This is a genomic window from Flavobacterium sp. WC2421, assembly GCF_040822115.1.
Taxonomy (GTDB): Bacteria; Bacteroidota; Bacteroidia; order Flavobacteriales; family Flavobacteriaceae; genus Flavobacterium.
This window is the reverse complement of the sequence record NZ_CP162004.1, coordinates 3827976-3833975: the sequence shown is the minus strand read 5'-3', so window position 1 is coordinate 3833975 and position 6000 is coordinate 3827976. Positions and strand designations below refer to the sequence as shown.

Annotated in this window: 8 protein-coding genes; 4 read left to right on the top strand and 4 right to left on the bottom strand. The window is 31.7% G+C overall.

The genetic code is table 11. From position 1 onward, the window contains the following. Positions 1 to 195 precede the first annotated feature (195 nt). Positions 196 to 597, top strand: coding sequence for an acyl-CoA thioesterase (locus AB3G33_RS16345; RefSeq protein ID WP_367771665.1), 402 nt, complete (start codon positions 196 to 198; stop codon positions 595 to 597). Between the two features lie 22 nt (positions 598 to 619). On the opposite strand, the gene AB3G33_RS16340 is transcribed toward AB3G33_RS16345, so the two are convergent. Genes AB3G33_RS16340 through ribD form a run of 3 tightly spaced genes read right to left on the bottom strand, consistent with a single transcriptional unit; the run spans position 620 to position 2899 of the window. Further along, positions 620 to 1252: a YigZ family protein gene (locus tag AB3G33_RS16340; protein WP_367771663.1), complete on the bottom strand. Its 633-nt coding sequence runs from the start codon at positions 1250 to 1252 to the stop codon at positions 620 to 622. A gap of 8 nt (positions 1253 to 1260) precedes the next feature. Beyond that, the gene (locus AB3G33_RS16335) at positions 1261 to 1863 is read right to left on the bottom strand and encodes an HAD family hydrolase (protein WP_367771660.1); all 603 of its coding nucleotides are present in this window, start codon (positions 1861 to 1863) and stop codon (positions 1261 to 1263) included. Continuing rightward, positions 1856 to 2899: a bifunctional diaminohydroxyphosphoribosylaminopyrimidine deaminase/5-amino-6-(5-phosphoribosylamino)uracil reductase RibD gene (gene ribD, locus AB3G33_RS16330; RefSeq protein ID WP_367774165.1), complete on the bottom strand. Its 1044-nt coding sequence runs from the start codon at positions 2897 to 2899 to the stop codon at positions 1856 to 1858. The genes AB3G33_RS16335 and ribD overlap by 8 nt, the downstream gene beginning before the upstream one ends. Positions 2900 to 3005: 106 nt before the next feature. On the opposite strand from ribD, the gene AB3G33_RS16325 reads away from it, so the two are divergent. Genes AB3G33_RS16325 through prmC form a run of 3 tightly spaced genes read left to right on the top strand, consistent with a single transcriptional unit; the run spans position 3006 to position 4688 of the window. Next, the gene (locus tag AB3G33_RS16325; RefSeq protein WP_367771657.1) at positions 3006 to 3497 is read left to right on the top strand and encodes a GNAT family N-acetyltransferase; all 492 of its coding nucleotides are present in this window, start codon (positions 3006 to 3008) and stop codon (positions 3495 to 3497) included. A 20-nt stretch (positions 3498 to 3517) separates the two neighbouring features. Next, positions 3518 to 3829: a hypothetical protein gene (locus AB3G33_RS16320; RefSeq protein ID WP_367771655.1), complete on the top strand. Its 312-nt coding sequence runs from the start codon at positions 3518 to 3520 to the stop codon at positions 3827 to 3829. A 1-nt stretch (position 3830) separates the two neighbouring features. Then, positions 3831 to 4688, top strand: coding sequence for a peptide chain release factor N(5)-glutamine methyltransferase (gene prmC, locus AB3G33_RS16315; protein WP_367771653.1), 858 nt, complete (start codon positions 3831 to 3833; stop codon positions 4686 to 4688). Positions 4689 to 4707: 19 nt separating this feature from the next. Here prmC and AB3G33_RS16310 read toward each other — a convergent pair whose 3' ends face one another. Next, positions 4708 to 5949, bottom strand: a complete 1242-nt coding sequence (locus AB3G33_RS16310; RefSeq protein ID WP_367771651.1) for an ABC transporter permease — start codon at positions 5947 to 5949, stop codon at positions 4708 to 4710. Positions 5950 to 6000 lie beyond the last annotated feature (51 nt).

The following is a 6000-nucleotide window of genomic DNA, read 5'->3' as shown; positions in this document are numbered from 1 at the left end:
AAATTCTATGTAAATTATTTTATTTAGTAATCGTTGTCTTATTAAATATTATCAAAAAAGATGATATTTTTCGGGGTAACAAATATGTGAACAAATTTCTGTAAAAAAAAATAATTAGGGGTTGATTTTGAAGAAATATTGTTGTAAGTAGGTATTGAATGTTAAAATAATAATGTTAAAATAATAAAATTCATAATGAAAGTACACGAATTTACAGTACGGGTTAGATACTCAGAAACGGACCAAATGGGGGTTGTTTATCATGGTAATTACGCGCAGTATTTTGAGATGGGACGCGTGGAATGGCTAAGAAACCTTGGGGTTTCGTATAAATGGATGGAAGAAAATGGCATAATGCTTCCTGTGGTATCTTTGAATATAAATTACAAAAAACCAGCCCGATATGATGATCTCTTAACTGTTAAAACTATTTTTAAAAGTCAGACTTCCGTTAAGATAGAATTTGACTATGAGATATATAATGAAAAAATGGAGTTATTAACAATTGCGAGCTCAATTTTGGTTTTTGTTGATATGAAAACGACTCGCCCCACACTTCCACCAGACTATGTAAAAGAAAAGTTATTACGAATTTAAAATTATTAGAATTGTATTATAATTATTCCTTAATTTTAATATCTATTTCATATAACGAATTAAAAATGTCGAAAATTGTTTCGGCATTTTTTTTACGTGTTTTTATTTCAATTGTTCCAATTGGTAATCCAGTTTCTTCATTTAGTTCCATTTCTTGAGAAACAATATCAAGCTTTTTTTCTTTAATTACCCGCATGACTTTATTCATGTTTTTATAATCGAATGAAATTAGATAATGTATATCTATCGTTTTTTCAAATATGGTACAATTTTCAAGTGTAATCTGTGCGGTTGTTTTATAAGCTGAGATTAAGCCTCCTACTCCTAATTTTGTTCCTCCAAAAATTCGAACCACAACAATCAATGTATTTGTTACATCAAAGGATTGTATTTGTCCATAAATAGGCATTCCTGCGCTATTACTTGGTTCTCCATCATCATTTGCTCTATAGGACAGCATATCGGTGCCTAATTGATATGCATAACAAAAATGGCCTGCATTTGGATGTTTTTTTCTAAGAACGTCAATTAATGGTTTTACTTCCTCCTCCGATTGGATTGGAAAAGCATAACCAAAAAATTTACTATTTTTCTCTTTAAATAAAATTTCTTCCGTTGGGGCTTCAATGGTATTGTAAGTATCTTTGTTTTTCAAAAGGAATTTTAAATTATATTTTTGGTAAATAGATCAACGACATCTTCTTGTCCTACTTGTAAATTCCAAATATTTAGCCCAAGTAAAAGGGCAGCATCTGTATTTTCTTTTTTGTCATCAACAAACAAGGTTCTTTTGGGTTGCAATTCATGTTTATTCAAAACGTAATTATAAATGCTACTGTCTGGTTTTCTCATGCCAATTTCGAATGAAAAATATACTTTTTCAAAACATTGGTAAAAATCACTATAAAAGGATATTCCGCTTTTATGTTCAAATTTTTTAATATGAATGGCATCCGTATTGCTCAATAAAAATAAACGGTATTTTTTTGAAAGCATTTGAAGGAATTCCAAACGATACAATGGAAAGTCTAATAGTACGGCATTCCAAGCTTTTAATATTTCATCTATACTTGCATTAGGAATGTGTTTTTGAATTCCAATCAAAAAATTTTCTCTAGAAATTTCTCCTTTTTCAAATGCAATATTTAATTTATCTAGATCTTCATTCCATTCTTTTAATCCTAATTTTTTTAAGGCATCACTAGTGGCTTGCTTATCTAGATTTATAAAAATATCCCCAAAATCAAAAATGATAGTATTAATCATGGTTTTTGTAAATTATAAGTTCGTCAGTACCAATCGAATGCTTTTCGATCTGTTTTTTTTCTAAAGCAGGGGCTTTTGTTCCTGATAAAAAAGAGACGTTGCTTACGAATATTCGTGCTTCATCCCAAAGGTTTTCATCAATGAATGTTTGTAAAGTTTGTCTACCGCCTTCTATAATTACAGATTGAATTTGGTGTCGAAATAATACATTTGCGATTTGATGAGCTATGTTTTGCCCAAAATCAATTACTTCAAAGATACAGTTTTCTTTGTCAACATTTGATGTGGATTTACATAAAATTATAGTTTTAACTTGGTTGTCAAGTACATGTCTGTTTTTCGGGATTCGATTGTTTTGGTCGATAATGATCCTAATAGGGTTTTGACCCTTCCAATCGCGAGCATCTAGTTTTGGATTGTCATCCATCACAGTTTGTGTGCCTACAAGTATAGCTTGCTCCTCAGTTCGCCATTTATGGACGAGTTGTCTAGAATAGGTATTGGTTATCCAAACGGGTCTTTTTTCTGTTTTTTCTTTCGGTGCAATAAAACCATCTTGAGTTTCTGCCCATTTTAAAATTATGTAAGGTCTTTTCTTTTGATGAAAAGTAAAAAAGCGTTTGTTTAACTCGTTGCATTCGTCTTCGAGTATGCCAACAGTGACATGTATTCCTGCTTCAATTAATTTTTTGATTCCATTTCCTGCCACTTTTTCATTTGGGTCAACAGTTCCAATAACAACATTTGGAATTTTATTTTGGATAATTAAATCACAACATGGAGGCGTTTTTCCAAAATGACTGCAAGGTTCCAAGCTCACATAAATGGTCGCTTTTTGTAATAAGGATTTGTCCTTTACGGAATTTATAGCATTTACTTCAGCATGGGGTTCACCCGCTTTTTTGTGCCAGCCTTCTCCAATAATTTTGCCGTCATAAACAATAACACTTCCCACTAAAGGGTTAGGATAGGTAGTTCCTAGTCCGTTTTTGGCTAATTCGATGCAGCGCTTGATGTATGTTTCATTTTTCTTCACTATGCAAAAGTAGTTATTTTTGAGTTTATGATTTAGTTTTAAAACTTCAGTAAATAACAATAAAGTATTTCTATTTTTGTCTTTCAAATAGTAGCATTTAATTATAATGGAAAACTGGATCATTAGAAAAATTGAAAAAAGAGATAATCAAAGCGTTGCGCAATTAATTCGTGCTGTTTTTGATGAATTGAATATTCCAAAAGTGGGAACAGCATATGCCGACCCTTATTTAGATTTAATGTATGAGGAATACAGTAAACCTAGATCAGCGTATTTTGTAGTTGAAAATGAAGGAAGAATTGTAGGAGTTGCTGGGGTTGCACCACTTGAAAATGAAGCGGAGACTATTTGTGAATTGCAAAAAATGTATTTTTTGCCTGAAACTCGTGGTTTAGGAATAGGAAGCCAAATGATGGCTACTTGTTTGCAAAGTGCTAAAGATTTTGGATTTGAAAGCTGTTATCTTGAAACGATGCCTTATATGCTTGGCGCTCAAAAACTGTATAAAAAAGTAGGTTTTGAGTATATTGATTCCCCTATGGGATCTACAGGTCATACTTCTTGTCCGGTTTGGATGTTGAAGAATTTAGTAGATTAATCTATTTATTTTTATAATTAATGGGAAGTACAGAAAAAATATCATGGATTTTTTTGGCTTTGGCAATTGGATCAAAAAACGAAGCAGTTGATTATACTGAAATTTCAGAAATTGCTGATGGAATAAATCATTCTGTACCAACATTAAAAGAAATAGAAATTTCTATTTCATGGCTTAAAAGCGAAAAGTGGATTTTAAAAATTGGAAATAAATTTGCTTTATCTGATTTAGGAAAAAAGGTTTATAATGAAACTACTGCAGAAACTAAACAACTTTTCAAAATGAGAAAAATTATAGAAAATAAAATTATTCTTCATATTCAAAATATATAGAATGAATATAAAACAATACCGAGATCAATTTATTCAAGCCCTTTCGCCAATTCATGGTGAAGGGGAGGCCGAGAGTTTTTTCTATTTGATTTTAGAAGATAAAAACCAATTAAAAAGAATTGATTTGGCTTTGCAGCCTGATTTGGTTTTCACAAATGATGAAATCTTGGTCTGGAATACTTTTTTGGAACAATTAAAACTAGAAATTCCAGTTCAATATTTATTAGGGAAAACGAGTTTTTATGGATTGGATTTTGAAGTAAATGAAAATGTATTAATTCCAAGATCAGAAACCGAAGAATTGGTAGAATGGATTATTGAAACTCAAAAGTTGAAAGTCGAAAACCAAAAAATAAAAATTCTAGATATTGGTACAGGAAGCGGTTGTATTGCCATTTCATTAGCAAAAAATATTCCCGATGCTCAAGTTTTTGCTATCGATGTTTCAGAAAAAGCGTTGGCTACAGCCAAAAAAAATGCAATTGAAAACAAAGTCGACGTCACCTTTATTCATCAAAATATTCTTGAAACCGAAGATTTAGGGCAGCAGTTTGATATTATTGTTTCGAATCCTCCTTATGTTCGGAATTTAGAAAAATTAGAAATCAAAAAAAATGTTTTGGATAACGAGCCCCATTTGGCTCTTTTTGTAGATGATACAGATGCTTTGATTTTTTATAAAAAAATAGCCGAATTAGCTCAGAAAAACTTAACCCAAAACGGGTTATTGTATTTTGAAATCAATCAATATCTAGGAAAAGAAATGATTGAATTACTCCAAGAATTGAATTTTAAAAACATTGAATTGCGTAAAGATATTTACGGAAATGATCGAATGACGAAAAGTAGTATGCGTTAATAAGTTTTAATTTATTTAACTACTCGTATCGCAATGCTTCAATAGGATCTAGTGTAGATGCTTTTATGGCTGGATATAAACCAGATATAATCGCTACAATAAAACTAGTTAAAAAAGCAGCGAAAATAGCGCCCCAAGGGATTACAAAAGCAAAACTCATCGCGGTTGCAATTCCGTACCCAATAAGAATTCCAAAAATAATTCCCATCAATCCACCCAATTGACCAATAAGTAGGGTTTCAATAAAAAATTGAAAAGCTACGGTACTTTTTTTAGCACCCAACGCTTTTCTAACTCCAATTTCCCTTGTGCGCTCCGTTACAGAAACAATCATGATGTTCATTAAAGCGATTGATGAACCAAGGATGGTTATAATTCCAATTAACCAAGAAGCTAATCCTAAATATTTTGTGATTCCTAGAATTCTATTAATCAAATCGTCAGAACGTACCACTCCAAAATTATTATCTTTTAAAGGACTCAGTTTTCGAACTCTTCGCATGGTGCTCGTGGCATTATCAATGGCTTGATCTAGAAGTTCTTTCTTAGAAACCATGATACTCATCGTGTAATTAATATTAGGAGCTGTAAATAAAGACCGCGCCACTTGAATAGGAATTAAAACTCTTAAGTCTTGGCTGTTACCAAAGGTGGACCCTTTTTCTTTTAATACTCCAATTACTTTAAAACGGGCGCCACGAATGGAGATGACTTTGTCAATTGGGTTTACGTCTTTTAATAATCCTTTTTCAAAATCAGAGCCTACAATGCAAGAATAGGTATTGTTTGAAATATCAAAACCATTGAAATTTCGTCCTAGTTTTGTTTCTAAACCTGAATTGGTAATAAAATGTTCGTCTACACCCACAACAGAAATCTCAGGATCAGTTTTAGTAGCTTCAAATTTTACTTCGGCTGAAGATGTGGCGGTAAATGATAATGAAGTTTCTGTAAAAGGATATTTATACTTATTTTTGAATTCTACAGCTTCGGGATACGAAATAATTGGATTAATAATTTCTCGTTCTTCCCCTCGTCTTCGCGTGGTGTTTTCGTATTGATTTATATTGAATGTATTGGCTCCCATCGATGCAAAATCAGAGGAAATCGTGTTTTCTAATGCAGATACAACAGTTAGTATTCCTACTAAAGCGGTGATTCCTATAGCAATGATTAAAACGGTTAGTGTTGTACGTAATAATTGAGTTCTAATTGAACCTACTGCAATCCGAACATTTTCTTTGAATAAATTTAGCATCATACTAGTTTGACACGAAAATACAATTTTTGTTACAAGTTTGTTTTAGAAGAT